Below are 25,416 nucleotides of genomic sequence, written 5' to 3'. Positions count from 1 at the left end.
ACGGCGGGCCGGTGCGTAGCCCGGTCCCCGCTTCCGCTGCGGATTTCCGCATCGCCTTCCTGGACGCGCGTTCACTGATCGGATGCAGGCATCGCCTGCGCCTCGATGCCGAGAATCCGGGCGTGCTCGCCGAGGTGCGCGAGGATCCGGGCGTGCAGCAGCGGCGCGACGCCGCCACCGCCCATCGCACCAAGGTCCGCGACGAACTGGTCGCGGCCGCCCCCGCCGACTGGGTGGTGATCGACCCGGACCTGCGTGGCGCCGCCAAGGCCGCGGCGACGATGGCCGCCATCGAGGCGGGCGCCCCGCGCATCTGGGGCGGGCTGCTGCCCCAGGAAGCCGACACCGGGCGACGCGGCGGTGTCGAGATCCTGCTGCGCGACGACGATCGTGGCGGTTATATCCCGATCATCGTGGTCAACCACAAGGTCACCGACCCGCGCAGGCCCGACCCGGCCGATTTCCACCCACTGACCTCGGACCTGTTCCGCTGGCAGCCCCGCCGCGACAAGCACGTGAAACTGCGCCCGCAGCCGCGCGACCAGCAGCGCCTGGCCCACCTGTACCGCATGTTGCAGCGCTACGGAATGGCGAGCCCCGCCCTGATCGGCGGCGCGATCGGCCTGGTCAGCGACCGCATCCTGGTGCACGATCTGACGAACGTGCTGGCCGATTACGACCAGCGCTACGCCGACCGTATCGCGGTGGTGCGCGGCGAACTGCCGACCCAGCCGTCGAAGGTGCCCGAGTGCAGGCAGTGCCCGTGGTGGGTGCGCGGGCCCGACGCGCAGCGACCGGCGGGCCCGGAGGCGGTAGCGGAGCGTGACCACGCAGGGCCCTCGGGAGCGCAGCAGTCAGGCACAGCCGAGCCGAGTTGTGAGGCCACACTGGCGCAGATGCGGGATGTGAGCCTGGTCGCGCCGGGTTCGCGGGCCGACGTGCTGCGCCTGCACGGGATCGAAACGGTCGACGAGCTGGCCGCGTGGGAAGGCGACGATCCCGACGACTGGCAGCACGGACCGTTCGCCGAAACCGTCGTCACCGCACGCGCCTGGATCGACGGCGCCCCGCTCGTGCGCCGGTTCGAGCAGGTCAGCGTGCGTCGCGCCGATGTGGAGATCGACGTCGACCTGGAGAGTTACCAGGAGGACGGCGCCTACCTGTGGGGCACCCTGCTCGACGACGTCTACCGCCCGTTCGTCACCTGGGATCCGCTGCCCACCGAGGACGAGGGCCGCTCGTTCGGCGAGTTCTGGACCTGGCTGATGGAGCGGCGCGCCGAAGCCCACGCCCAGGGCAAAACCTTCGCGGCCTACTGCTATTCGCGAACCGCCGAGGACAAGTGGCTCTACGAATCGGCCCGCCGGTTCGCCGGCCGCCCCGGCGTGCCTACCCACGAGGAAGTGCGCGCGTTCGTCGACTCCAAGGAATGGGTCGACATGTTCCAGGCCGTCACCGAGCAGTTCATCTGCCCGAACGGCAAGGGGCTCAAGAAGATCGCGCCGGTCGCCGGGTTCGGCTGGCGTGATCCGGAAGCGGGCGGTGAGGCGTCGATGGGCTGGTACCGCCGGGCCGTCGGTTACGACGACGACATCGACATGTCGCAGCGCACCCGCCTGTTCGTCTACAACGAAGACGATGTCCGCGCCACCCAGGTGCTGCGCGATTGGATGTCGAAGCGGGCCGTAGCCGAGGTTCCCTCACTGGCCGATTTCGGACGGTAATAACATCGGGGGCGTGACTGAGCAGCACGTCGAAACCCTCGAGTTCCAGGCCGAAACCCACCAGCTCCTCGAGCTGATGATCCACTCGGTCTACTCCAACAAAGACACCTTCCTGCGGGAGCTGATCTCGAACGCTTCCGATGCGCTGGACAAGCTCAAACTTGCCGCTTACCAGGACAAAGACCTGGGCGCAGACACCTCCGACCTGCACATCGAGCTGGAGGTCGACCAGGACAAGCGAGTCCTGACCGTCCGCGACAACGGCATCGGCATGTCCCGCGCCGAAGTGATCGACCTGATCGGCACCCTCGCCAAATCCGGCACCGCCGACCTGCGCCGCAAGCTCACCGAGGCCAAGTCCGACGCCGCCGCCGAGGAGCTGATCGGCCAGTTCGGCATCGGCTTCTACTCCACGTTCATGGTCGCCGACAAGGTCGTCCTCACCACCCGCAAGGCGGGCGAGACCGAAGGCACCCGCTGGGAAGCCGCCGCGGGCAGCTCCACCTACTCCATCGACACCGTCGCCGACGCACCGCAGGGCACCTCGGTGACCCTCGAGCTCAAGCCCGCCGACGAAGACGATCACCTCTTCGATTACACGCAGGAATGGAAGCTGCGCGAGATCGTCCGCAAGTACTCCGACTTCATCGCCTGGCCGATCCGCATGCAGGTCGAGCGCACGGTGACCGAAGGGGAAGGCGAGGACAAGGTCGAGAAGACCGTCGTCGAGGACCAGATCCTCAACTCGCAGAAGGCGTTGTGGACGCGACCGCGCAGCGAGGTGAGCGACGAGGAATACAAGGAGTTCTACCACCACGTCAGCCACGCCTGGGACGAGCCGCTCGAGATCATCCCGATGAAGGCCGAAGGCACCTTCGAATACCAAGCGCTGCTGTTCGTTCCGTCGATCGCGCCGTTCGACCTGTTCACCCGTGAGCACAAGCGCGGTGTGCAGCTCTACGTGCGTCGCGTGTTCATCATGGACAACTGCGAAGAACTGATGCCGGAGTACCTGCGTTTCGTCAAGGGCGTCGTCGACGCCCAGGACCTCTCGCTCAACGTCTCGCGCGAGATCCTGCAGCAGGACCGCCAGATCCAGATGATCCGCAAGCGCCTGGTGAAGAAGGTGCTGTCCACGGTCAAGGACATGCAGGGCGCCGAGGACCAGACCAAGTACCAGACGTTCTGGGCGCAGTTCGGCCGAGTCCTCAAGGAGGGCTTGCTCTCCGATACCGACAACCGCGAAACCCTGCTCACCGTCTCGTCTTTCGCCTCCACGGCCTCGGAGTCCGAGCTCACCACGCTCGCGCAGTACGTGGAGCGGATGAAGGACGGGCAGGACTCGATCTACTACATGACCGGCGAAAGCCGTGCGCAGGTGGAGAATTCGCCGCACCTGGAAGCCTTCACGGCCAAGGGTCGCGAGGTGCTGATCCTCACCGATCCGGTCGACGAGATGTGGGTCGGTTCGGTGCCGGAATTCCAGGGCAAGACCTTCCAGTCCATCGCCAAGGGCGAGGTCGACCTGGAAACCGAGGACGAGAAGAAGGAAACCGAAGCCCTGCGCGAACAGCAGGACAAGGACTTCGGTGACCTGCTCACCTGGCTCGGCGGCACGCTCACCGACGTCGCCAAGGAAGTCCGCCTCACCAACCGTCTCACCACCTCGCCCGCGTGCCTGGTCGGTGACGTCTACGACTTCACCCCCATGCTCGAGCGCATGTACCGGGCCTCGGGCCAGGCCCTGCCGGAGTCCAAGCGCATCCTCGAGCTCAACCCGGCCCACCCCCTGGTGACGGGCCTGCGCGACGCCTACGACGCCCGCAAGTCCGACGCGGACGAAGGCAAGGTCCCCGAGCTCGCCGAAACCGCCGAGCTCCTCTACGGCACAGCGGTTCTCGCCGAGGGCGGCGAACTCAAGGACCCCGCCCGCTTCGCCCAGCTGCTGACCGAACGCCTGACCCGCACCGTCTGATCTGGAAATACTGAACTGCCCGCTGCCGTTTCGGTGGCGGGCAGTTTTGTTCACCGGCAATTCTGGTGCTGACTGGTCACATCGGGGTCACCATGGAGTGATGGTGGGGCACGAGATTCGTCGCGCAAGACCCGGCGACTACGACAGCATCATCGGCGTGGTCGACAACTGGTGGGGAAGAGCGGCCGTCCACAACCTTCCCCGCATGTTCCTCGACCACTTCCATCGCACCAGCCTGATCGCCTCCGACGACAACGGAATCTCCGGTTTCCTGGTGGGTTTCGGCTCACCCTCCGACCCCTACACGGCCTACATCCATTTCGTCGCCGTCCGCCCGGATGCTCGCAAAGCCGGCCTGGGCAGAACCCTCTACGAAGCGTTCTTCACCATCGCCCGCTCCGACAACCGCACCGTCGTCACCGCGATAACCTCGCCCGCCAATTACACCTCGATCGACTTCCACCGCAGCCTCGGTTTCGCGGTCGCAGGCCCCATCCCGGACTACAACGGTCCCGGCCGCGCCCTGATCACCTTCTCCCGCCCGGTATGAATGTTGTTATGTCAGAACAGTTGTCCTCCGATGTTCGTCCGTGGGACCTCGTCGCCGAGGGATATGCCGAGACCGGTGCGACCGTGCTCGCGCCCTTCGCCGCGCACGCACTCGAATACGTCACTCTCAGCTCGGAATCGGAGATCGTCGACATCGCGGCGGGTACCGGGTTGCTGAGCATCGCCGCCGCCGAGCTCGGCGCCCGAGTGCAGGCCATCGATCTCTCGCCGTCGATGATCGACCAGCTGGTCGCGGCGGCCGCCGACCACCCCACGGTCATCGCGCAGGTCGGCGACGGACAGGCCCTGCCCTACGAAGACAACCGATTCGACGCGGGCTTCTCCCTGTTCGGGCTGATGTTCTTCCCCGACCGGCCCGAGGGCTTCGCCGAGCTGTGCCGCGTCCTGCGCCCCGGTGCCACCGCGGTGGTCGCCGCCTGGGCGCCCGCGGCCGAATCCTCCCTCATGCGAGCGTTGTTCGGCGCATTGACCGCGGCGGACCCGACAGCCACACTCCCGCAACCGGATTCGCGCAGCCTCCAGAATCCCCGAGTGTTCGGCGCGGAGATGCGCGCGGCGGGCCTGCTCGACGTGCGGATCGAGCAGCACACCGCCGAGCTCTGCTACCCGGACGCCACCACCCTGTGGGAATCCCTGACCCGCAGCAGCGCGCCGCTGGCTGTCGTGAGAGACGAAGTGGGCGAGGAGGAATGGCAGCGCCGCAGCGAAGCGGCCATCGCCCACCTCACCGTCACCTACCGCCCGAACACCCCGCTGCGCACCACCGCCCTCTTCGGCATCGGTACCGCACCCTGAGACGCCGACGGCGCCCTGCCCGGGTGGGCAGAGCGCCGTGTGGGTGTGCCGCGTGACTAGCGCGGGGCCATGCGCAGCGCGCCGTCCATGCGGATGGTCTCGCCGTTGAGGTAGTCGTGGGAGGCGATGTACTCCACCAGCTGGGCGTACTCGTCCGGACGGCCGAGACGCGACGGGAACGGGACGCCTGCTTCGAGGCCCGCGCGGTACTCGGGGGTGACGCCGGCGAGCATCGGGGTGTCGATGATGCCGGGGGCGATGGTGTTGACGCGGATGCCGAACTGGGCGAGGTCGCGCGCGGCGGGGACGGTCATGCCGTGGACGCCGCCCTTGGACGCGGAGTAGGCGATCTGACCGACCTGGCCCTCGAAGGCCGCGACCGAGGCGGTGTTGATCACCACGCCGCGCTGGCCGTACTCGTCGACCGGCTCGGTCTTGGCGATGGCGTCGGCGGCCAGGCGCATCACGTTGAACGTGCCGAGCAGGTTCACGGTGATGACCGTGCGGAACAGCTCCAGGTCGTGCGGGCCGTTCTTGGACAGGATGCGACCCGCCCAGCCGACACCGGCACAGTTCACCACGATGCGCAGCGGCGCCGGGCCCTCGGTGATCTGGGCGATCGCCGCGGCGACCTCGTCACCGCTGGTCACGTCGGCCGCGATCAAGGTGACGCCCGCGGGCACGTTGTCGCCCGCGCGCTCGATGGACGCGGGTACATCAAGCCCGAACACAGTGGCGCCCGCGTCGGCGAGGCGCTTGGCGGTGGCGGCACCGAGACCGGACGCGCCTCCCGTAACGATGGCAGCGGAACCCGAAATCTCCACGACAAATCCTCCTGTATTGAATGGCGGCTTATTGTGCCGCTTGCCAATAGTGGCACCCTAGCGTGAACCGGGTGTGGTCTGGAACACGCAGCCACAGCGCTGGGGAAATCGTCGTGAACACCGGTGTTTACCGGTGGTAGCGTGCCGTCATGAGATCGTTCGCCGGTCCGTCGGTAGCCGGACGCAGGGTCCTGATCACCGGGGCCGCTCGTGGGATCGGTGCCGCGCTCGCCCGCAGACTGGCCGCGCGCGGGGCCCACGTCGCCTTGCTCGGGCTGGAGCCGGAACTGCTGGCCGAAGTGGCCGCGGAATGCGGCGACGTGCCGTGGCGGTATTGCGATGTGGCCGATCGGGGGCAGGTCGAGCGGGTGGTCGAGGTACTGGTCGCCGAACTCGGCGGCCTCGATGTGCTGGTGGCCAACGCGGGAGTCGCCAAGCAGATGGCGATGATCGGCGGGGATCCGTCGGTGCTGGAGGAAACCCTCGCGGTGAACGTGCTCGGGGTCGCCTACACAGTGTCGGCGGCGGGTGCGCATCTTTCGCATCCGGGCGGGTATGTGCTGATGATGTCGTCTATCTCCACCGCCGTGCAGTTGCCGCTGGGCGGGGCCTACAGCGCCTCGGCGGCGGCGGTTGCCTCGCTCGGCGCCACGCTGCGCGCGGAACTCCGGTCGACCGGGGCCAAGGTGGGGGTCAGCTATTTCGCCGGGATCGACACCGACATGACGGCGCGTGGATTCGGCACGGCCGCCGCGCACACCGTGCTGGGGGAGACCAGCCTCACCGGGAGCTCACCCGTCGGTCCCGCCGTCGAAGCCCTGGAACGCGCCATCGCCCGACGACGCAAGACCGTGGTCTCGCCCTGGTGGGTAGCGTTGGTCCGCCCGTTCCGGCTGCTGGCCCAACTGGTCGTGCAGCGCGTGCAGGGCGATCGCCTGGCCCGCGCCATCGACATCGCCCGGACCGAGGATGTCCCCTTCACCACCGAACAGCCGGCCCGGCCCCGCAGAATGGAACGGCAATCATGAGCGATTCGACCCTGCGGCAACAACTTCCGCGTGGACGCCACCACCTGTCGCGTGAGGAAGTGATCGCCTCTCAGCGTGAGCGCATTCTGGTCGCGATGGGGGAGGCGATGACCGTGGGCGGCTATGTCGGCACGCCGGTGGCGGCCGTGCTCAAGCGCGCCGGGGTTTCCCGGGAAACGTTCTACGAGCTGTTCCGGTCGAAGGAGGACTGCTTCAACGCGGCCTTCGACCGGGTGTCGAGCGCGCTGGCCGAGAAGCTCCGGACGGTGATCGCCGACTGCGCCGACACCGACGCGCTCACCAGAATGGATCGGATCCTCACCGCCTACTTCGACCACATGATCGACGACCCGGCCTCGGCCCGGCTGTTCCTGGTGGAGGTCTACGCGGTCGGCCCGTCGGCCATCGAGGCGCGGATGGACTTGCAACATCGATTCGTCGAGGTGGTCTCCACCATGCTCGGCGCCGAATCCGAGGACCAGCGGTTCGCCTGCGCGACCCTGGCCGCCGCGATCGGCGCCATGGTCACCGGCCGGATCGCCGCCGACGACCCGGAAAGTCTGCGCGGCATCAAGGATCAGCTGATCGCATTGGCCCGCCGTTCCGGAACGCTCTACGGCAACGCGTTCGCTTAGGTTCGGTGGCGGCTGAGCCCGGAAATCACCCGGCCCGCCGGGAACGACAGCCTGCCGACCTGCTGCACCCACCGCTGCCACGCCGTGATGCTCTCGGGCAACACGATCCCGGCCTGTCCGGCGCGTGCGGTGATATCGCGCAGCGAATCGGACAGCAGCCGCCACGCCTGCGCCTCGGTCGCCGTGAGCCTGGCGTCGGCGGCATTGGCCCAGTGCTCGGTCGACGATCGCGGGCAGAGCCCTTCGACGAATTCCGTCCACGTCGAGGTCGGCGCCGCAGTGTGCAGATGCGTGAGTAGCACCGGGCCCAACTGCGGGAACGCGACGAGGGCGCCGAGCAGGACGAGCGCGGGCAGACGAGCTTCGTCGGAGCCCTCGTCGGATCGGAGCCGTTCGATCGCGGAGAACAAGCCGTAGCTGTTGGCCAGCCGTTTGACCGAGCGCGGAGTGTTGATCAGTGGGGGACCGAGGAGCCCGAGCAACGTGATCTCGTTGTCGCCCATCGTCATCGGCGCGATGGTCTCGGTGAGCTCGAGGCGGCCGAGGTCGGGAACGGTGGTGGTGCGTCGCGGTGCGGGCAGAGATTCCTGGCGACGGGTCGGCGACGGTGGCGGGGGAGTCGTTGTCGCGGTGGACTGTTCGACCGGCACGACCGTGCTCGGCGCCTCGGCCCGGCGGCCCACGAGGGTGTTCATCATCGAGAGATAGCCGCCCGTTGCGAGCGGCGGCAAGGTGAACACCACCTGGAAGATCTTCTCCAGGTACTGCGGGGGCGTCGACGACCAGTGACCGTCATCGTCGGGGTCGACGACCAAACCGTCGGATTCCGTTCCACCCATGAGCATTTCGCGGTAGTGCGTGGCGATCGAGCGCAGCATCCAGCGCGGGTCGACGGCGACGACAACGACGAACAGTTCGACCGCGAGCAGGAGGTGGATGGCCTCGAGCAGTTGCACCACCCGCTGCGGCGGACAGCGATCGAGGTCGTCGATGTAGAGGACGATGCGGTCGATCGACGGAAACTCGTCGCCTACCGAATCCCGTGCGTTCCGCGGTGATTCGGTGTCGTTCGCGAGCAACAGCCGCGACATCTTGTCGAAGTCCTCACGGATGCGCGTCATCACACCGAGGCTGCTCCGATAGCCGCCCTCGGCCGCACGGTCGGTGACCAGACCTGCCAATTGGCCTGCGGCGGTGAGGTTGTGCTTCTCGCGTCGCAAGGCATCGAGGTTGGCTCGGCTGACCGCCAGCGCGGTCGCGCGCTTACTCGCGATGCGTGCGCGTTCGACCTCGACGTTGCGCATGAGCTCCGCGACCGAGTCGGTGTAGCGCTTGCTCATGTGGTGCAACCGTTGCAGGAAGGCGATGGCGAGCACCACCGCCGCGGTGCTCGCGCCACGGGCCAGGTCGGAGAGGAAGAACAGGCCGACGACGCCGGCGATCACCAAGATCAAGGTCAGTGCCCAGCGGACGCGGTTGCCCTTACCGCACAATGCCGCGGTCTCGCGGGCGTTCTGCCACCACTTCTCGTCGGTGGCGGCGCCGGCCCGCTGGTCGAGGGCGTCGCGCTGCTGTATCGCCCGCTCCCACAGCGCGTTCGAGAAGGCGGCACGCAACGCCAGCAGTTCCATCTGCCATCGCGGCGTGGCGGACGGCTCGGCTTCCAGCTCGGCGATCCGCTCGGACTCGGCGGCGATCCGCTCATCGATGTGATGCGCGGCGACGAGGGCGGTCTCCAGCCGCGACATCTGACGCTGCGCTGTCGCGGGATCGATGCCTTCGGTGCGAGACAACTGCCCGAACATCTCGGTGACCAGGCTCGACCACAGATCGGTCTCGGCGTAGTGCCAGGCATTGAACCGCACCTGCCGCACATGGTGACACGCCCACTGCTGCTTCATGGCGTCGCGCACCCGGTCGTGCAGGAGTCCGAGGAAATGACTCTTGCCCTCACCCCACTCACCGAAGAGGCCGACAGCCAACGGCAGGCTGGTCGAGGCGGAGGTGAGCAGCTCGGCCAGCGCTGTGGCCTCGGTGGTGCGGTCGAGTTGGTCGACGGTGGTGGTGTTGTCGGTGCGATAGGCCGGCAGGCGCGGGTGTTCGAGCTCGGCCTCGAGTCGCCGGACGGTGACGGTGCCGGTGGCGGCGTCGCCGGTGGTGAGGGTGGGTTTGCCGTCGATCAGCTGCCAGATACCCCAATTGCCCTGGGGACGGGTCGCTGTCAGATCGACCACGAGTCGTCGATCGAAGAGTTGCAGCTGCATGACACCGCCGGCATAGCCCGTCGCCAGCACGGGGAGACCATTGATTCTCGCCCACGATCCCCAGGTGCTCGGCCCGGCCGAGGAAGCCGGGACCGCCATGTGGGAATCCGCGAATCTCGCGGGGTTCATCGGCGACGTCTCCGAGCGGGCGCCGACGGTGAAGTGGCTGATGCGGGTAATGACGGTCAAGCCGTCGTCGAAGCCGCACGCGAGCCAATAGCGAGGTTCCTCCGGCGAACTCGAGCCGTCGGCGGGGAACCTGTCATCGAACGTGGCCAACCAGCGGGCAGGGCCCAGGTGACCGCCCTGCGAGCTCGCCGCACCCGGTTGCCGCGCCGGGTGGTTGTCGAAAAGCGAGGTGCGCTGGAGCTGGTCGTACCCGACGGACAGGTATACCTCGACCTCTCCTCGGCCGGTGCCGACCACCAGCAGCCTGCCGTCTTCGGTCTCGGCGACCCAGGCACCGCAGGTGGCAGCGCTGCCGACCTCGACCCGCCCCACCGCTTCCCATGGGCCGGGGGCGTTCGGCTGAATTCGCCAGACGATGACGACGCCGTCGTCGTCCCCGGTGGCGAGCAGATCGGTGCCCGCGTTCCACGCCCCCCACCGCACCTCGGCGAGATGACCGCGCAGCAGTCGTTCGATGTATGGCGCGGTCGGATCGTCCGCACCGGAAGGGGGCCGCTTGACCGGCACCTGACGCACCACCACCGCGCCGTTGCCGTATCCGCAGGCCAGGGTCGGTCGCCCGGCGATCGTGGTCCACGCGCCCCATCGCGCCGGTCCACCCGGTTGGTCACTGAACACCCAGAGCGGGTCGAAGAACGAATCCGCGATATCCGCGGAGGTCCGCCGTACCGGCGGCGCCGCGAAGTCGCGCCACTCGGGTGCCGACCAGACGCGTACCTCGCCGTTGCCCATCCCGACCGCGAGCAACCACGCGCCGTCCACCTCGGTTTGCGTGCCCCACAGTGCCGGCCCGCTGCCGTCGGTCCGCAGGTATATCGACCGCCCGTCGGGCGCTGTCCGTGACTCGCTTCGGCTGATGGCGGTCGCGGTGGATCCGGACGACAGTCTGCCCGCCGGGATATCGGTAGCCCCGGACTGAAACCGCAAGGTCCCGTCGGCGCAGCCACAAACGAGCACCTGCCGACCTTCGATCGTCGCCCACAGGCCCCATTCGGTGGGTGACGCGGCCAGGCTGTCCGGGTCGTCGCTGCCGAAATAGGTGGCCGACGGCGTCAGCCGTAGGTGGTCGAAAGCTGTCGCCGGTTCACCGGTTGTCGCTGAGCCCGCATCGCCTGCGGCCGCTGTCATCGGACAATTCAACCGCCGAATACCGCGGCCCCGCAACAGATTCGCGCGTATCGAGGGGGGTGCACAGCAGTGGCGCGACACCGTGTCGGTGTCGCGCCGCTGCGAACCGGCGTGAACTCAGCGTGCGGTCTCGGCCAGCTCATCGCCGTGCACGGCGGGCTTCGCACGCGTGCGCCAGACGGCGACACCGAGGCCGAGCAGCGTGGGTGCGATCAGGGCGAGCACGGCCGAACCCCAACCGCCCAGCTGGGGCGCGAACGCGTCGAGCACGGTTTTGCCCGCGAAGAACAGGAACAGCAGGCCCGAGGCGATGGCGATGCCGCGCTCGGGCAGGTGCTTGCCCGCGAACTTGCCGACCAGGATTGCCAGTCCGCCCGCGGCAACCATGCCGGCGACCGAGCCGATCCAGACGGCCAGCCAGTTGTTGTTGGAGGCGAGGGCGGCGGCGGCGAACATGGTGCGGTCGCCGAGTTCGGCGAGGGTGAAGGCGGAGATGACCACCAGGAAGGCGTTGCGGGCGCTCGGCGGCTCCGGGGCCTCTTCGGAGTCGCTGTCGCTGCTCAGCGCGTCGTGCAGGGTCCAGAGGCCGACTACCAGCAGGGTGAGCGCGGTGATGACGGCGATCGCGTTCGCGGGCAGGGCGGTGCCGAGGAAGTGGCCGACGCCCGCGGCGATGAGGTTCACGGCGACGCTGGCGACGCTGATGCCTGCCAGCACCACCCACCAGCGGTAACGCAGCGAGAAGGTCAGCGCCATGAGTTGGGATTTGTCGCCGAGTTCGGCGAGGAAGAGCACGCCGAAGCTCAGCAGGATCGTGGCGATCATGAAGTCAGCTCCCAGGAAAATACTCCGGCCTGTGGCTGAAAGACGGGTGCGCCTTCAGCCACACCGGTCGACGGATCGGTTCGTGGCCGAAGGTCTCGCCCACCGGTGGTCACCGGTTCACGCAGCCGGACCGCGCCGAATTCGGCGGCGATCAGTATGTCGACTGGGCGATTGCGGGCTACTCCCCTTCGCTGTTCACCACTCTAGTCCGGTTGCTCCCGGTATGCCAAGTCCTGGTAATCCAAATCTCAATGGGCACAATAAGTTTGGGTGTGCGGCGGTGATAGTTCGGTTTCCCTGATTTCAGTGGCACGCAGACCCGTTGCCGAACATTCGCCCGCCCGTCGCGGGCGAAAGAGTCAGGCCGCCAGCAGCATTGCGAGCACGGCGGTATCGGGATCGCTGATCAGATCCATCCCGACCCGGCTCACCAGCGAGGTGATGGTGCCGTCGAGTTCGGCCTCGGCCCATGCCGCGCGATGCTCCAAACCGAGGTGTGGCACGCCGGGCAGCAGCACGCAGCCCGAGGCCGCACCCGCGCATTCGGGCAGCGACGGACGGGTCTCCGACGGTGGGTGCAGCATCAGCAGCGCCGGCGGGGTGTGCGCGGCGAACCGGCCGGGTTCGATCGCTTCATCGCCGAGTACCGGCCCCTCGGCCATCACCAGGCCCACCGTGCCCGGTTCCGGGTCGTCGGGTAGCTCCTCGCGCACCCCGAACACCGTGCTGGTCACCAGCAAGCCCGGCATCGACGCCACCCGCACGGCCAGCACCAGCACCTGTGCCCATTCCTTGGTGGTATCCGGCCACCGCCCCGACACCACGAACCCGCTCAATCGTCCCCGCGCCTGAAACGGCGTGATCCCGATCGGACCCTGTGTATTCATGATGGCCTCCCGACTAACGGGGGCGACTGTGCCCGTATGACAGGAATAACCCCAAACCCGTCTGGCACACAAGTACCAGTGAGTGCCAGAACGGGCAATCCACGCAAAAGACCTCCCAGTCGATGACCGGGAGGTCTTTCGCGCAACGCCTGATTTCGCAAGAACATGGGTAACTCGTCGGGCACGCCCAGAAGCCTGGGGCACACGACCGCGAGTCCGGTCAAGAACCCGTGGAGCTACCTACGACCGGCAAAATACGCGGAGAGGCGGATCAGCCGAAGATGAGGCCCTTGCCCTGGCCGACGGCCCGGGCGAAGCGGTCCTGCACGTCGGCCCAGTTGACGACGTTCCAGAACGCGGTCACGTAATCGGCCTTGACGTTCTTGTACTGCAGGTAGAACGCGTGCTCCCACATGTCCACCTGCAGCAGCGGGATGATGCCGGTGGGCACGTTGGCCTGCTGGTCGTACAGCTGGAAGGTCAGCAGCTTCTGGCCCAGGGTGTCGTAACCCAGGACGGCCCAGCCGGAGCCCTGCAGCCCGTTGGCGGCAGCGGTGAACTGCGCGCGGAACTTGTCGAACGAACCGAACTGGTCGGCGATGGCCGCGGCCAGGTCGCCGTCCGGCTGGTCGCCGCCGTTGGGGGAGAGGTTCTTCCACCAGACGGAGTGGTTGTAGTGGCCACCGAGGTGGAAGGCCAGGTTCTTCTCCAGCAGCAGGATGGCAGCCAGGTCGCCGGACTCACGGGCTTCCTCGAGCTGCTCGAGTGCCTTGTTCGCGCCTGCGACGTAGGCGGCGTGGTGCTTGGTGTAGTGGATCTCGTTGATCTCACCGGAGATGTGAGGCTCCAGTGCGCCGAAGTCGTAATCCAGTTCCGGCAGCGTGTAGACGGCCACGATGTCCCTTTCCGTGTGTCGGGCTGTGTGCGCCCAGTTCGGACGACAACACCAACCATCATTCGTACACCCGCTCGCTGCAACCCCGCACACGCGGTTCCGCATTCCCTTGCGATCACCGAGATGGAAACTTCGCGGGCGTGGCCTGCGGTCGCGGGCCGCGAACACTACAGCGGCGGTGCGATGTCGGCTTTGGTGGTCCGGGCGTCCCCGGTGGCATGCGCGTCCCACCACCGACGACCACCCTCGATGAACTCGTTCATCGGAATCTCCAGGCCGGCGGTGTTCGTGACGACGATCTTGTCGAACCACACGCGGACGTCGAGTTCGCGCGGGTCGATGCCTTCTTCCTGGGAGAACTCGATGACGTGCGCGGCGATGCGCTGATCGAGCACCGTGTCGAAGCTGAGCAACTCGCTCCACAGCGTCCAGCCGCTGTCGTCGAGGTCGATGAACTCCCAGCCGTGCAACCCGCCGCCGCCGAAGCTCTCGATGGCCTCGTCGAGCTGGTCGAGGCTCAGGGGAAGCACACGGGCGTCGACATCGTCCCAGCGCTGGATGCGCAGGGAGGCCGCGACGCGGGTGACTCCGGTGAAGGTGAGCAGAACTTTCGTGTCGATCGGCGCGGGTCCATCCGTGGGTAGCGTCAGCACCTCCAGAGCGAGTTGCAGCCGGCCCGCCGCGGCATCCACTTCTACCCCTAGACACGTGGATTCGGACAAAGCGGTATTCAAGCCGTTGATGTCGAAACTGTCGAGTAGCCCCCTGCTCACGTTCATGCGCCCAGGCTACCGATCTGGCCGCCCAGATCCCAGGATTTAAGATTTTCTCTAGTGTTCTCGTTTTTATGGAACCGAATCGGTCCCGCTTGCGTCCAAGTAGATGTCGGGACAGAACACACTCCACGAATCCCGACGTCAGCGGCGAACGACCGCTCCGGGATGACATGGAGGGGAGTCCCGGATCGGTCGTTCCCGGCTGGTTCCACCCGGCTGTCGGCGTTGTCGGCAGCCGGTTCCCGTTGGCCATGTGCTGACCGGTAGCTGAGGCCCGCGCAGCACCTCGTCGTCGCCCAGGCTCGCCCGGCAACGCGCGCGGCATGGCAGGATCGAGGCGTGACGAGCTCCGATGTCCCCACCGTGCCGGTGGGTGCGGTACCCGCCGCGTTCGACGACGCGGACCCCGCGCCGGGTGCGCAGCTGCTCGACGTGCGCGAACCCGACGAATGGAACCTCGGGCACGCGCCGGGCGCGATCCACATCCCGATGGTCGACGTGCCCGCCCGCCTCGACGAGCTCGATATCGACGCCGAGCTCTACGTCGTGTGCCGACAGGGCGGCCGGTCCATCGAGGTCGTCCGGTATCTCGCCCACATCGGGTACGAAGCGGTCAACGTCGCGGGGGGCATGGTGGCCTGGCAGCAGACCGGCCGCCCGGTGGTCGCCGACGGCGACCACGAAGCCAAGATCTACTAGTCCGGAAGCGGGGTGCGCGGGTGAGTTCGGTGGTGCAACCATGTGCACGCTGTGGTGCGCGGTGGGCCGTGCAGGGCGCGCCGATGCACTGGTGCCCGCGCTGCCGAGGAGTACTGCTCTCGCCCGGCAAGGTCGACGCGCCCGCGACCCAGCGCAACTACCGCTGGGTCGCGCGCCGACCCGACCACCGCACCCGTAAGGCGGGCGCCACCAGCACCGCCCCGCTCGGGCCGACTCCGCGCTACGCCCAGACCCCGCGCTGGGGGCTGCTCGACCCGCCGCCGTCCGCGACCCCCACGCCCGAACGTCCGCTGCGCGGCATCGCGGCCCACCGCGACCGGCTGCTGCTCGGCACCACGATCGTCTTCCTGCTCGCCGGGCTGGCCGAGTACGGCCGCTACCTGATCCTGTTGCAGAACCGCGCCCGGCTCATCCCCGGCTGGCTGCTGTCGATCTCCGACGCGACGGTGCTGGTGTTCGGCGTCATCGCGCCGATCTACGCGCTGGTGACCGCGGTGGCGCTGGTCGCCTGGCTGATCGAGGCGCGCACGATCGTGTTCACCGCCTACGGCAAGCGCGACCCACGCAAGCGCTGGTCGCTGATCGCGGGATGCCTTGTGCCGGGCGTCAATCTGATCTGGCCGGGCGTGTTCCTCACCGAGCTCCTCGGTGCCGACCCCGATCCGCGTTCGTGGCGGGCCGTGCGGATCTGGTGGGCCGCTTGGGTGTTCAGCGGGCTGCTGTTGATCGCGGCGACGCTGTGGCGCGATGCGTCGACCCTGCAGGCCGAGGCCGACGGTGTCTCGTTCACCGGTTTCACCAACCTGTGTGCTGCCGGGTTCGCGATGCTCACGCTGTGGATGGTGCGCACGCTGGAAGGTCGCGACCTGCGCGGCGACATCAGGTCCGCGCATCGCTGGGTGATGGCGGCCGACCCCGCGCAGGTCGTCATCGCGCCCGTCGAGCCGGGCGCTGTCGCGGCGCGCGACGACGCCGGGCACGATGAGGCCGAACGCGCGGATGTTGTCCGGGCAGGCGAGAATACGCAGGAGGAGGTCGTGGCCAAGTGAGCCAGAACAATCGCCCACCCTTCGTGGTGGCGCATCGTGGCGCGTCGGCGGCACGACCCGAGCACACTCTCGCCGCGTACGAGCTAGCCCTGCAGGAGGGGGCCGACGGTGTGGAATGCGACGTCCGGCTCACCCGCGACGGCCACCTGGTCTGCGTGCACGACCGCACCGTCGACCGCACCGCCGACGCCACCGGCCTGGTCAGCGAACTGACGCTGGACGAGCTGCGCGACATGAACTTCGGCACCGACGACGCGCCGCAGGGCGTGCTCGCGCTCAGCGATCTGATCGGACTCGTCCTCGACTGGCGCACCCGCCCGACGAAACTGTTCATCGAGACCAAACACCCGGTGCGCTACGGCGCCCTGGTGGAGAACAAGGTGCTCGCCGAACTGCAGCGCTTCGGCATCGCCACCCCCGCCTCGGCCGATCATTCCCGCGCGGTGGTGATGTCGTTCGCGGCGACCGCGGTCTGGCGGATCCGCCGCGCCGCCCCGCTGCTGCCGACGGTGCTGCTCGGCGAATCGTCGCGGTTTCTCGGCGGCGGCGCGGCCACCACGGTCGGCGCTACCGCGGTGGGGCCGTCGGTGAAAACGCTGCGTGAGCATCCCGAACTCGTCGACAAGGCCGCCGCGGCGGGGCGGGCCACCTACTGCTGGACCGTCGACGATCCCGAGGACGTGACGTTGTGCGCCGACCTGGGCGTCAGCTGGGTCGCGACCAATCACCCCGGTCGTACCAAGGCGCTACTCGCCGGAGTCTGACCGGACGCGCCCTGGGCAGGGGGCGCGGTAAGCGAACTTGCCGCCCGGCCATAAACTCCACGCGTGGGTAAAAGCAAGCGGAACAGTCCGAAGCCCGACAGTAATCGGGCTCAGCGTCTCGCGCAGCGGCGTGCGGCGCAGGAGCAGGCATCCGCGGCCGTGACACGGCCGTTCGAGGGTCTTGCCGCCGAATGTGATCTGGTGGCGCTGCGGGAGTTCGTGCCGTCGGCGACCGCGACCTTGAAGCTCGCGCCGGGAGTGGCCGCGCAGCGTGAGGTCACCCTGGCGACGGTGCTGCCCGGCGCGGTGGCCGCGCTCGTGCGGGCAGGCGACGAGCCGGTCGGCTTCGTCGGCACGCAGATGCAGTTCCGTGGCGAGGACCCGTCGGCCGACATCGCGGCGGCGATCCTGTGGACCCAGTCGGCCGAGCCCGGTGAGTCGCTGAACTCCGCCGAGGCTGCCGACGGTGGTCCGCGCCTGGCCGATGTCATCGATCCCGGCGCCGATCTCGAGCTCACCGTGCACCAGGACTTCGACTGGTGGGTGCCCGAGGGTGTCACCCCGGATCCGCAGGTGGCGGCGACGATCGAGCAGGCCAAGCAGGCCATCATGCCGTCGGCGCGGCTGGATCTCGGCCCGGATTCCGTCGGCGCGGCCTGGTGGGTCGACGCGGGCGAGAAGGCGCATGTGCGCTGGGTGCGTCCCGAAGACGAGGACGCGCTGATGCTGGCGCTGGCTCGCGTGCACGCCACCGGTGGTCTGCACCTGGGTGAGGGTTCGCGCTTCGCCGGTTCGTTCCGCACACACGGTCTGCTGGTGCCGGTGTTCGACCTCGATCCCGAGCGGCACCCGGCCGAATGGGAGGCCCCGGCACGTGAATTCGGTGCTCGCCTGGCCGAGGCGCTGGCCTCCGACGCGCCGATGACCAGCGAAGAGCGTCGTTCGCGCGATGGTTTGCGGTCGCGTCAGGTCACCCTGCGCTGAACTTAATGAAACATGCCTCTTTCACAGATTTGGTCGGCTAGGTTCACGACTGAACCGGACAATCGGTGACAAGGAAAGTAAGAGGCATCGTGGAATTTCTCGGATCTATCGCCGGTCTCGCCCAGATCTTGATCGGCACCGTGCTGGCCAACACCGGCTCGGGCGGCTCCGGCTCCGGCTGGTAAAGCGCTCGCGAAGGATTCGGCTCGCTGCCCGCGAGCCGAATCCTTGTCGCGTTCGAGCTAGACGCTGCCGCCGGCCACCGACGGTGCGCCGGACGCGTCCTTCGGGGTGCTCAGCTCACGCCACATGAACGCCTCCAGATCGAACAGGTTCGACCCGGCGCGATCGGCGATATTGAGCAGCGTGGTCATGTGCGCCACTTCCTCGACCTGTTCCTTCAGGAACCACTGCATGAACTGCTCGCCGAGGTAATCGCCCTCTTCACGGGCGGTGCTCGCCAGCTGCACGATCTGGTCGGTGACCGTCTTCTCCTGGGCCAGCGCCAGTTCGATCGGCTCACGCGCGGACTCGAACTTCGACTTCGCCGCGTCGATGCCCGAGATCTCCACGGCGATGTCGCGGTCGACGAAATACTGCACGATCATCATCGCGTGATTGCGTTCTTCCACCGACTGTGCGTAGAAACGCTTCGCCAGCTGCGGGAGGTCGTTGTTGTCGAACCACACCGCGATCGCGATGTACTGGTGCTCGGCATTGAACTCATGCCGGATCTGGTCTTGGAGCAGAGTGTGGAACTTGCTTCGCGGGGTTTCCGGATGAATCGACATGGCGGCAACATTAATGCTGGTCATAGGGGGTTGTCATCCAAGTGCAGCCTTATTGAGGACAGTATTCCCTAACCAAGTATTTCCTAATAAGCGCCGATGTGCAGCCATTCCTGGGCTGCGCACGGCCGGCGCGCAGGCGCGGCTATGCCTTACTCGCGCCTGCCATTCGGGGCGCCGTGGTGTCGACGCGCACCGCGCCGCGCAGTTCACGGCGAATGAATTCCTCGACGTCGAACAGGTTGTCCTGCCGGTCGAGCACAGTGAGCAGCGTGGTCATTCCGGCGACATCGTCGACTTGCTCCCCCAGGAACCACTGCATGAATTGTTCGCCGAGGAAATCATTGGTGTCACGCGCGGCCGCTGTGAGCGCGCTGATCTGCGCGGTGGTGACCCGTTCACGGTCGAGCAGAAAGGCGATCGCGGCGCGCGGGGAATCGAATTCCGACCGCACTTCGCCGAGCCCGCCGATGCTGACCGGCACGTCGCGGTCGAGGAGGTACTGCACCATGCGCATCGCGTGCCCGTGGTTGGCCGTCGAACGCGCGTAGGTTTGCCCGGCCAGCTCGGGTAAATCCTGCGCGTCGAAATAGACGGCGGCGGCCAGATACTGATGAGCCGCGGTCAGACCGGCACTGACCTGGTCGCGCAGGAGTTCGGTGAACGACAGGTACTCGGGCATACCTCGACGTTACCGCGTCAGCAGCTCCTCCGGAATCTGCTGATCGGTGGCGAGCGCCTCGAAGAACCCGGAGGCCTTCGACTTGTCCCAGAGCAACACGTTGCCCACGTCGGTGTCGTCGAATCCGCCGATCGGGACGCTGGTGGTGACGGTGTCGCCGCGCATCGCCCAGCCCAGTGCCGCCAGGTTCCAGATGTGGTCCCCGTCGTCGACCTTGAGCGACCCCGCGACCCCGGTTGCCATGGGCCACAAGGCGAACGGATTGGCGAGAGTGCCCATGCCCGTTGCCTTCTTCAGCAGCGCCGCCATGAACATCCGCTGGCGGTTCATCCGGTCGACATCGGCAGTCGGGGTCGCGCGGGTGCGCACGAATCCGAGGGCCTGCGGGCCGGACAGTTTCTGACAACCCGCGGCCAGGTCGAGCCCGGCCAGCGGGTCGACGATCGGCTCGTCCAGGCACATCTCGATCCCGCCGATCGCGTCCACCACGCTCGCGAAACCACCGAAACCGATCTGCGCGTAGTGGTCGATGCGTACTCCCGTGGCTTCCTCCACCGTCTGGACCAGCAGCGGAGCGCCGCCGAGCGCGAATGACGCGTTCAGCTTGTCCTTGCCGTGGCCGGGGATGTTCACGTAGGAGTCGCGCGGGAGACTCACCATCGTGGTCGCGCCGGAGGACGGGATGTGCACCATCATGATCGTGTCGGTGCGTTCGGGTCCGGTGTCGCCGCCGGTCGCGAGTTCCTGTTCCTGCTCGGTCGAGAGGTCACCGCGGCCGTCGGAGCCGACGAGCAGCCAGTTGGTGCCCGGGGTATTGCTCACGCGGTCGCTGTAGGAGGGCAGCGCGGTGATGCGGGTCAGCGAGTTGTCCAGGTGTACGACCGCGGCGATGAGGCCGGCGATCAGCAACACGACAATCAGTGTGAACCACCGGAACGGATGCCGTTTGCGCCTGCGCCGCGGGGGCTGCGGCTGCCTGCCCCCAACGACCGGCGGGGGGTTGCGGCGGGGCGGCAGCGCGTCGTGATGGGGGACCGGCCGCTGGGTCGGCGCGTGTCTGACCTGCTCACGACGCGGCGGTGGTGGTGGTTGACGCGGCTTCTCGCGCTCGTACGGCATCTGCGAGTAGGCCAGCGGCTGGTCGCCGGAGTTGCCGCGGTGCAGCACCTGGGTGGGTTCGACGTGCGAGGCGCCGCGCCGGGGGGCCGGGTTGTAGCGCACCGTCGGCCCGTCCTCGGGATTCGGGCGGCGATCGTTGCCGGGCGGACGGCCGTAGCGCGGATCCGGCGGCATCGCGCGGCCGGGCGGCGGCACAGGACGACCTGGTGGGGGCACCGCGGGGCGGCCGGACGCCGGCGGCACCCGGCGTCTACGGGGGTCCTCGCGGGGATCGTCGCCGTTCATCACCGTCAAACTCTACTGATCGTGGAGAGCGCGAGTCGGTTCTGCGCGCTCGGTTACTACTGGGATACCCCGTCGGCGGGCCACTGTTAGCGCGAAACGCGGTGATGTGGTGAAACTCGCCGCGACACGCCGACCGCATCAGTGCACCGGCACGTTGCCGGTGCGTCTCACGGCAGCCAGCCGACCCGTCCGCGCAGCACGTTGTAGCCGAGATAGGCGACAGCGTCGATCGTCGCGTGGGCCAGGATCAGGGGCCACAGGCGGTTGGTGCGCTGCCAGTAGCGGCCGAAGATCAGGCCCATCACGATATTGCCGAGGCCGCCGCCGATCCCCTGGTACAGGTGATAGCTGCCGCGCAGCAGCGCCGAGGCGGCCAGCGACGAGTTCTCCGACCAGCCGAGTCTGCGCAGCCGGGTGATCAGATAACCCACTACCAGTACTTCCTCGGCCACGGAATTCGCACAGGCCGACAGGACCAGCACCGGCAGCCGCCACCAGTGCTCCGACAGCGAACTCGGCACGATGGTGACGCTCATCCCCATCGCGTGCGCGATCAGATACAGCGCGAGTCCCGGCACCCCGATCACCGCGGCCAGCGCCAGGCCCGCCACGACATCGCCGCGCCGGATCCGCGCCAGCCCGATCAATTTCGGCCCGATCCCGCTGCGCCACAACAGATACAGTCCCAGCGCGGCCCACGCCAACAGCCGGGTCACCCCGACGAGCTGGAACAGCAGATCGAGGAACGAGTTGTTCGACCGCGACGCGTTCAATGCCACCGTGCGCCCGCCGACCCCGCCCGGCGACAACGCCGAATCGAGCAGGGACAGACCGGCACTGATCCCACTCAACCCGAAGGTCACGAGCAGAACGATCGCGATCTCGACTCGCAGCCCGAACCTGTCCCGCTCGCTCAGCGGGGCCTGGGGAGGATCGACACGCATGCGCGCAGTGTAAGCAGCGAACGCGCCGCAGCAGGTTCCCGCCGAGCCCGGCAACCCGAAGTGAGACGCACCCCCCACCGAGAGCCCAACGCAGAACCCCCAGACAGCCTGGGCCGGGTGATCCTGATGGTCTCTACCAACGCAGAACCCCCACACAGCCTGGGCCGGGTGGTCCTGATGTGTCTCTACCCAAAGGGGCCCGCCCCGATCTGGACTGACCGGAGGGTGCGACGAAGGAGTACCCGGAGGGAGGGAAGATCGGGGCCTCCAGGGCCCCGCTCGAGCGCGCCAGCGCTCCAAAATCACAGCTCAGATGCGGCGCAGACCGTTCAGAAACGGGCAGCCGGCCAGCACCCGCACCGCGCGGCTCAGCGATTCGATGTCGTCGGCCGGGGTGGGGAAGGGCAGCCGGACATCGTGGTCGCCGTCGTTGCTCTCGACCCGGAGGGTGAGCCCGTAGCGGTCGATGGCCAGCGGATGCACCAGCCCGCCCCGCAGCCGAGTCGGCAGGTGGCGGGCCAGCTGGGCGACCACGTCGGCGTGATCCTCGGACATGTGTTGCAGCCAGGCGCTTTCCAGCTCGCAGAACGGGTCGGCCGTGGCGGCGCGCAGGTCGGCGTGGTCGACGGATTCGGCGCCTGCGGTGTCGGCCAGTACCGCCGAGTTCACCACGATCCGCAGCAGCGTGACGCCGTGCCCGACATCGAGCAGACCCGGATGCGGGTACTCCTTGGCGATTTCGACGGCGAGCGCGCGTTGCGCCTGCTCCGGTACCTGGCGCACCCAACCGCGCAACCACACCAGCGCCCGCACCGGCTCGCGCAGCGGCAGCGGCGCGTGATCGGTGAGTTCGAGGACCGCCGAGGTCTCGTTGGCCGTGGCGGCCAGTGCGGCCGCGAGTGAGGACCCGGGCACCGCGATCACCGCGTCGCCGCAACGGCGCAGGTGATGCAGCGTGGTGGGGACCGGGTCGATACCGGGGAGCGCGAGCACCGCAGTCTCGGCATGAGCGCACGCACTTCGCACCCGCTCGGCGGTGGTCGGCGCGAGGATCGTGGTGGGGCTCGACATGACAACCTCCGCGAACGTTTGATTAGGTAAACCTAAGCTAAGTTACAAACGTCCGACACGCAAGAGGACACCCCGATGAATCGAGCCGATACGGTGGACGGATGACGCACGACGACCACGGCGACGACCATTCCGCCCCCGCCGAACCCGTCCTGCTGAACCTGTCGGCCCCCGCCCGCCGCAGCCTCGTGGCCGACCTGGTCCGCCCCGACGGCAGTTCCCCCGCCCCCGTGGACGTCGACATCCCCGACCCCGACCTCACCGCCTTCCTGGCCGGCATCGCCCACGCCGACCACGGCTTCGTCGCCCGCACCACCAGCGGCCCCCGCGCCCTGGCAATCGTCGCGGGCACCGTGGCCGCCCTCTGCGGCGAAGACATCCCCACCGCCCTCACCACCCCCGACCTCCCTTTTCTCAAGTCACTGAAACCCGCCGCGATCGAGGCCACCCGCACCGTCCTCCTGGCCATCGAAACCCCCCACGAACAGGCCATCACCGAGGCCTTGCGCGTCCTGAACTGACCCACCCCACACAGGGCACCCCGATGCGACTGGCCCTGCCCGCGACCGCCCGGGCCGGGTAGCCCGTGGATGTCTCTACCCAAAGGGGCCCGCCCCGATCTGGACTGACCGGAGGGTGCGACGAAGGAGTACCCGGAGGGAGGGAAGATCGGGGCCTCCAGGGCCCCGCTCGAGCGCGCCAGCGCTCCAAAAACACAGCCCCCAACTAACCCGGACCCGGTAAACCCCGATGCGCCCTCACCAACCCCACCCGGCCGACCGCCACGCGGTAGCTGTGCACGATATCCCCGATCTTCGAGTCCGAAACCCAGCCGACGCCAGCCGCTAAAGTTGCAGTGTGCCGTCTATTGCGTATTTCGGGCCGTCCGGGACCTTCACCGAGATGGCTCTGGCGAAGTTCGAGAACTCGGGGGCCTTCGACGGGCCGGTCGAGCGGATTGCCGCGCCCAGTCAAGGGGCGGCGCTCGACCTGATCCGGACCGGCGAGGTCGACGGCGCGGTGGTGCCGATCGAGAGTTCGGTCGAGGGCTCGATCCCGGCGACCCTGGATTCCCTCGCCATCGGACCGCGCTTGCAGATCATGGCCGAAACCGAGCTCGAGGTCACCTTCACGATCCTGGCGCGCCCCGGCACCTCGCTGGCCGATGTGCGCACACTCGCCGCCTATCCCGTGGCAGCCGCGCAGGTCAGGGAGTGGGTGGCCCGGAACATGCCGGAGGCGCGCCCGTTCACCTCGGCGTCCAACGCGGCAGCCGCCGAAGACGTGGCCGCGGGCACCGCGGACGCCGCGATCTCGACCGCGCTGGCAGGCGAACGACTCGGCCTGCGGACCCTGGCCGCGGGGGTGGCCGACCACGACCAGGCCATCACCCGCTTCGTGCTGGTCACCCAGCCGGGCATCGCCCCCGCGGCCACCGGCGCCGACCGGACCTCCGTTGTCCTCGAACTGCCCAACGAGCCCGGTTCGCTGATGCGCGCGTTCGCCGAATTCGCCACGCGTGGGGTCGATCTCACGCGCATCGAATCGCGCCCGACCCGCACCGGTATGGGCACCTACCGGTTCTATCTCGACTGTGTCGGACACCTCGACGACCCGGCGGTAGCGGAAACTCTGAAGGCCCTGCACCGCACGACCCAGGTCCGCTTCCTCGGATCATGGCCCGCGACAGCGGCAGTCGGCACACCTCCGCCGTCGGACGAACCGGCCGCAGAATGGTTGACGCAATTGCGAAAGGGGGTCGCGGACCTATGACTACCCGCGCGAAACTGATTCTGGTGCGCCACGGCGAGACCGAGGGCAATGTCGCGAAGATTCTCGACACCGCCGTGCCCGGCCTGCCGCTGACCGAACGTGGTGTGGCACAAGCGAAAGCATTCGGCGCCGGCCTGGAGCGCGCGCCCCAGGTACTGGTGTCGTCGGACGCGTTACGCGCCCGGCAGACCGCGAGTCACATCGAAGAAGCCACCGGCACACCGGCTTACGTTCTCGACGGCCTGTACGAGGTGCAGGTGGGCGATCTGCACGGCCGCTCCGACCGGGAAGCGCACGAACTCTTCCAGCAGATCTATCGCGGCTGGCACCTCGGCGAACTCGACGTGCGAGCCCCCGGCGGCGAATCCGGCCACGAAGTGCTGGCCCGCATCCTGCCCGTCCTCGACGGCCTGCGCGAGGAATTCCTGACCGCCGACGCCGACGCCGACGTGGTGGTGGTGAACCACGGTGCCGCAATGCGCCTGGTCGGCAAGGCGCTGGCCGGGGTGGCGCCGCCGTTCACAACGAACAACCACCTCGACAACACCGAGACCATCGAACTGCTCCCCACCGAAGACGGTGGCTGGGAATGCCTACGCTGGGGCAGATTCACCCCGCCGTTCACCATCAAAGCCGACCCTTCCGCCGACGACCCCATGGGTTAAACGCTCCGGCTGCGCCTACGGTTTACGGCTAAGTTGTGGGGGCGTTTGGTGGGCGGT

24 protein-coding genes are annotated in these 25,416 nt (G+C 68.0%); 13 read left to right on the top strand and 11 right to left on the bottom strand.

The window, feature by feature from the left end:
* Positions 1-11 precede the first annotated feature (11 nt).
* The 4 genes from ACFVVI_RS17610 (at position 12) to ACFVVI_RS17595 (ending at position 5,064) form a co-directional block, all read left to right on the top strand.
* Positions 12-1,724, top strand: coding sequence for a TM0106 family RecB-like putative nuclease (locus ACFVVI_RS17610; RefSeq protein WP_387446174.1), 1,713 nt, complete (start codon positions 12-14; stop codon positions 1,722-1,724).
* A 13-nt stretch (positions 1,725-1,737) separates the two neighbouring features.
* Positions 1,738-3,699 carry a molecular chaperone HtpG gene (htpG, locus tag ACFVVI_RS17605; protein ID WP_378989424.1) on the top strand — a complete coding sequence of 654 codons (1,962 nt, stop codon included), beginning with the start codon at positions 1,738-1,740 and terminating at the stop codon, positions 3,697-3,699.
* Positions 3,700-3,799: 100 nt separating this feature from the next.
* A complete protein-coding gene (locus ACFVVI_RS17600; RefSeq protein ID WP_378989425.1) occupies positions 3,800-4,249 on the top strand; it encodes a GNAT family N-acetyltransferase in 450 nt (149 codons plus the stop codon).
* A gap of 8 nt (positions 4,250-4,257) precedes the next feature.
* The gene (locus tag ACFVVI_RS17595) at positions 4,258-5,064 is read left to right on the top strand and encodes a class I SAM-dependent methyltransferase (RefSeq protein WP_387446004.1); all 807 of its coding nucleotides are present in this window, start codon (positions 4,258-4,260) and stop codon (positions 5,062-5,064) included.
* 56 nt (positions 5,065-5,120) lie between these two features.
* Here ACFVVI_RS17595 and ACFVVI_RS17590 read toward each other — a convergent pair whose 3' ends face one another.
* A complete protein-coding gene (locus ACFVVI_RS17590) occupies positions 5,121-5,888 on the bottom strand; it encodes an SDR family NAD(P)-dependent oxidoreductase (protein ID WP_379222154.1) in 768 nt (255 codons plus the stop codon).
* A 149-nt stretch (positions 5,889-6,037) separates the two neighbouring features.
* Here ACFVVI_RS17590 and ACFVVI_RS17585 point away from each other — a divergent pair, with 149 nt between their 5' ends.
* A complete protein-coding gene (locus tag ACFVVI_RS17585; RefSeq protein WP_378637828.1) occupies positions 6,038-6,916 on the top strand; it encodes an SDR family NAD(P)-dependent oxidoreductase in 879 nt (292 codons plus the stop codon).
* Positions 6,913-7,551 carry a TetR/AcrR family transcriptional regulator gene (locus ACFVVI_RS17580; protein WP_387446003.1) on the top strand — a complete coding sequence of 213 codons (639 nt, stop codon included), beginning with the start codon at positions 6,913-6,915 and terminating at the stop codon, positions 7,549-7,551. The genes ACFVVI_RS17585 and ACFVVI_RS17580 overlap by 4 nt, the downstream gene beginning before the upstream one ends.
* Here the strand turns inward: ACFVVI_RS17580 and ACFVVI_RS17575 are convergent.
* From ACFVVI_RS17575 to ACFVVI_RS17555, 5 genes are all read right to left on the bottom strand, one after another.
* Positions 7,548-11,132, bottom strand: a complete 3,585-nt coding sequence (locus tag ACFVVI_RS17575) for a P-loop NTPase fold protein (protein WP_387446002.1) — start codon at positions 11,130-11,132, stop codon at positions 7,548-7,550. The genes ACFVVI_RS17580 and ACFVVI_RS17575 overlap by 4 nt on opposite strands.
* A gap of 117 nt (positions 11,133-11,249) precedes the next feature.
* Entirely contained in the window at positions 11,250-11,957 is a 708-nt protein-coding gene (locus ACFVVI_RS17570; RefSeq protein ID WP_387446001.1) for a TMEM165/GDT1 family protein, read from the bottom strand.
* Positions 11,958-12,316: 359 nt separating this feature from the next.
* A complete protein-coding gene (locus tag ACFVVI_RS17565; protein WP_378989431.1) occupies positions 12,317-12,844 on the bottom strand; it encodes a peptidase in 528 nt (175 codons plus the stop codon).
* A gap of 271 nt (positions 12,845-13,115) precedes the next feature.
* Complete coding sequence (locus ACFVVI_RS17560) at positions 13,116-13,739, bottom strand: superoxide dismutase (protein WP_194825332.1); 624 nt, start codon at positions 13,737-13,739, stop codon at positions 13,116-13,118.
* Positions 13,740-13,906: 167 nt separating this feature from the next.
* Positions 13,907-14,518 (bottom strand): hypothetical protein, encoded by a 612-nt coding sequence (locus ACFVVI_RS17555; protein WP_378989432.1) that lies wholly within the window; start codon positions 14,516-14,518, stop codon positions 13,907-13,909.
* A gap of 336 nt (positions 14,519-14,854) precedes the next feature.
* Between ACFVVI_RS17555 and ACFVVI_RS17550 the strand changes: the two genes are divergently transcribed.
* The 4 genes from ACFVVI_RS17550 to ACFVVI_RS17535 all read left to right on the top strand — a co-directional run bounded on the left by ACFVVI_RS17550 (position 14,855) and on the right by ACFVVI_RS17535 (position 18,032).
* A complete protein-coding gene (locus ACFVVI_RS17550) occupies positions 14,855-15,214 on the top strand; it encodes a rhodanese-like domain-containing protein (RefSeq protein WP_378989433.1) in 360 nt (119 codons plus the stop codon).
* 20 nt (positions 15,215-15,234) lie between these two features.
* Entirely contained in the window at positions 15,235-16,284 is a 1,050-nt protein-coding gene (locus ACFVVI_RS17545) for a DUF4328 domain-containing protein (RefSeq protein ID WP_387446000.1), read from the top strand.
* Positions 16,281-17,048, top strand: a complete 768-nt coding sequence (locus ACFVVI_RS17540; protein WP_378989435.1) for a glycerophosphodiester phosphodiesterase — start codon at positions 16,281-16,283, stop codon at positions 17,046-17,048. Before ACFVVI_RS17545 ends, ACFVVI_RS17540 begins: the two co-directional genes overlap by 4 nt.
* A 63-nt stretch (positions 17,049-17,111) precedes the next feature.
* On the top strand, positions 17,112-18,032 hold the full coding sequence (locus ACFVVI_RS17535; protein WP_378637844.1) for a DUF5926 family protein: 921 nt from the start codon (positions 17,112-17,114) through the stop codon (positions 18,030-18,032).
* Between the two features lie 242 nt (positions 18,033-18,274).
* Here the strand turns inward: ACFVVI_RS17535 and ACFVVI_RS17530 are convergent, their stop codons facing one another.
* The 5 genes from ACFVVI_RS17530 to ACFVVI_RS17510 all read right to left on the bottom strand — a co-directional run bounded on the left by ACFVVI_RS17530 (position 18,275) and on the right by ACFVVI_RS17510 (position 22,921).
* Complete coding sequence (locus tag ACFVVI_RS17530; RefSeq protein ID WP_378989436.1) at positions 18,275-18,823, bottom strand: ferritin; 549 nt, start codon at positions 18,821-18,823, stop codon at positions 18,275-18,277.
* 142 nt (positions 18,824-18,965) lie between these two features.
* A complete protein-coding gene (locus ACFVVI_RS17525; protein WP_387445999.1) occupies positions 18,966-19,502 on the bottom strand; it encodes a ferritin in 537 nt (178 codons plus the stop codon).
* Positions 19,503-19,511: 9 nt separating this feature from the next.
* A complete protein-coding gene (locus ACFVVI_RS17520; RefSeq protein ID WP_378989551.1) occupies positions 19,512-20,906 on the bottom strand; it encodes an LCP family protein in 1,395 nt (464 codons plus the stop codon).
* A gap of 167 nt (positions 20,907-21,073) precedes the next feature.
* Positions 21,074-21,850 (bottom strand): type II CAAX prenyl endopeptidase Rce1 family protein, encoded by a 777-nt coding sequence (locus ACFVVI_RS17515; protein ID WP_378989438.1) that lies wholly within the window; start codon positions 21,848-21,850, stop codon positions 21,074-21,076.
* Between the two features lie 309 nt (positions 21,851-22,159).
* Positions 22,160-22,921: a DUF2470 domain-containing protein gene (locus ACFVVI_RS17510; RefSeq protein ID WP_266294944.1), complete on the bottom strand. Its 762-nt coding sequence runs from the start codon at positions 22,919-22,921 to the stop codon at positions 22,160-22,162.
* 101 nt (positions 22,922-23,022) lie between these two features.
* Between ACFVVI_RS17510 and ACFVVI_RS17505 the strand changes: the two genes are divergently transcribed.
* The 3 genes from ACFVVI_RS17505 to ACFVVI_RS17495 all read left to right on the top strand — a co-directional run bounded on the left by ACFVVI_RS17505 (position 23,023) and on the right by ACFVVI_RS17495 (position 25,359).
* A complete protein-coding gene (locus tag ACFVVI_RS17505) occupies positions 23,023-23,442 on the top strand; it encodes a hypothetical protein (RefSeq protein WP_387445998.1) in 420 nt (139 codons plus the stop codon).
* 337 nt (positions 23,443-23,779) lie between these two features.
* A complete protein-coding gene (gene pheA, locus ACFVVI_RS17500; RefSeq protein ID WP_387445997.1) occupies positions 23,780-24,694 on the top strand; it encodes a prephenate dehydratase in 915 nt (304 codons plus the stop codon).
* Positions 24,691-25,359, top strand: a complete 669-nt coding sequence (locus ACFVVI_RS17495; RefSeq protein WP_379313866.1) for a histidine phosphatase family protein — start codon at positions 24,691-24,693, stop codon at positions 25,357-25,359. Before pheA ends, ACFVVI_RS17495 begins: the two co-directional genes overlap by 4 nt.
* The last annotated feature ends 57 nt before the right edge of the window (positions 25,360-25,416 follow it).

This window comes from Nocardia sp. NPDC058114, from assembly GCF_042884695.1.
In the GTDB taxonomy this organism is placed as follows: domain Bacteria; phylum Actinomycetota; class Actinomycetes; order Mycobacteriales; family Mycobacteriaceae; genus Nocardia.
Note: the sequence above shows the minus strand (reverse complement) of the source record. Positions and strands in the feature narration are given on the sequence as shown.